The 1,771-nt window shown below is 50.5% G+C and carries 2 protein-coding genes and 1 pseudogene; all 3 read left to right on the top strand.

All coding sequences use genetic code 11. The features are described from left to right. Positions 1-267, top strand: a 267-nt coding sequence (locus tag BMZ51_RS23575; RefSeq protein WP_139201486.1) for a DDE-type integrase/transposase/recombinase, incomplete at its 5' end; no start/stop codon positions are given. Positions 268-418: 151 nt separating this feature from the next. Next, on the top strand, positions 419-1,309 hold the full coding sequence (locus tag BMZ51_RS23570; RefSeq protein ID WP_074882424.1) for a hypothetical protein: 891 nt from the start codon (positions 419-421) through the stop codon (positions 1,307-1,309). 266 nt (positions 1,310-1,575) lie between these two features. Continuing rightward, positions 1,576-1,771: pseudogene (locus tag BMZ51_RS23565) on the top strand (IS6 family transposase); the annotation flags it as partial.

Here is a 1,771-nt window from a genome sequence, read left to right as displayed (position 1 = left end):
CTTAAACGCGAGGGGAAAGCCCCCGATTACGTCAAACTGCGACAGGTGAAGTATCTGAATAGCCGGCTTGAAAACGATCATGGCAAGCTCAAACGGCTCCCCAAACCAACGCTCGGCTTCCAGTCTATGCGAACAGCAGCTGCAACCATTAAGGGTTTTGAGGTTATGCGGATGTTCAAGAAGGGCCAGTTTGACAGCTGGATCAATTCTGCCGGAGGAGGAACTGAAGTCTCCTTGATCAACCGGCTCTTTGGAATTCACGCCTGAACTACGCCTCGGGGAAGGCTATTTGTGCCTTAACTCAAAAGATGCAACAGCGCCAATTAATGTCACGACTTCGTAAGTGACGTGCAAGTAAGCCACACACAATCTATGATTGTTATTTTGATGTGGCAATTTGTTTAGTGTTGAGGGCACCATGAGTCTATTGATTGAACAAAACGACATCAAAACCGCCAGCATCGAGTTCGAGATGCAAGGGTTTGACCTGGAAACCGGACAGGTAAAACAGGCCGAGTTCCCCTGGGAGATTGAAGCTGCGGGCGCAGATTTTAAGTTCGCCTATAACGGCAACCACCCAACAGAAGACGTCAATGCTGTCCTGTTCCAGAACCAGTCTCCAGAAAATCCCGTCGAGATTGCGTTCCTTGATGAAGTCGGCCTTCACAGTCTCACGCAAGTAGATGTCGATAACGCCACCTTCACAACAGGCCTGATCGGTCAGGCATTTGAATACAGTGACACGGTGCTTATCCGCACGCCAGAAGGCAATGTCTTTGCGATCGGTAACTCGCAGGAGAACGATCTGCCGGGACAGGATAATACCGTGACCTTTGATTATGCACTTGTCTCCAGCCCGCCACCTGCACCAATCGTTGCTCAGGAGGACATCAAAACCGCCAGCATCGAGTTCGAGATGCAAGGGTTTGACCTGGAAACCGGACAGGTAAAACAGGCCGAGTTCCCCTGGGAGATTGAAGCTGCGGGCGCAGATTTTAAGTTCGCCTATAACGGCAACCACCCAACAGAAGACGTCAATGCTGTCCTGTTCCAGAACCAGTCTCCAGAAAATCCCGTCGAGATTGCGTTCCTTGATGAAGTCGGCCTTCACAGTCTCACGCAAGTAGATGTCGATAACGCCACCTTCACAACGGGTCTGATGGATCAGGCATTTGAACACAGTGACACGGTGCTTATCCGCACGCCGGAAGGCAATGTCTTTGCGATCGGTAACTCGCAGGAGAACGATCTGCCGGGACAGGATAATACCGTGACCTTTGATTATTCGGACATCACGGATTTCCTTTAACAATAGCGCCTTACATCCTCGCCTTTCAGGGCGGGGATATAAGGCGCAGACGATTTAGTTGTTTGAAGATACACGTTGGCTTTCAACGTATTTGCGAATAACGTCCAAAAGCGCTCCACCACAAGCTCTCCAAACGCCTGATAGTTGAAAACTAAGCGGTCCGCGTGGAAAGGCTCTGTTGCAATTTTGAGGCCTTGCCTACATGATCCCGACGTTGTGGGGGATTTTCAATGTCAGACCCCAAGTAGCGTCAGTTTCAGGGAGAGATCATTCTTCGGGCAGTGAGGTGGTATTTTGGGTATGGCATCGGCTACCGTGATCTTGAGGAAATTCTGAAAGAGCGCGCCGTGGATGTTGACCACACCACCCTCTACCGCTGGGTTCAGCACGACGCGCCTGAGCTAGAAAAGCATAGTTTATGCTATCAAAATCGGCTGCGTTCTCTTGGCGTGTCGATGAAAC

Origin of the sequence: Pseudovibrio axinellae (genome assembly GCF_900110875.1) — a bacterium.
In the GTDB taxonomy this organism is placed as follows: domain Bacteria; phylum Pseudomonadota; class Alphaproteobacteria; order Rhizobiales; family Stappiaceae; genus Pseudovibrio; species Pseudovibrio axinellae.
The sequence above is the reverse complement of the archived record's forward strand: the minus strand, read 5'-3'. Positions and strand labels throughout refer to the sequence as shown.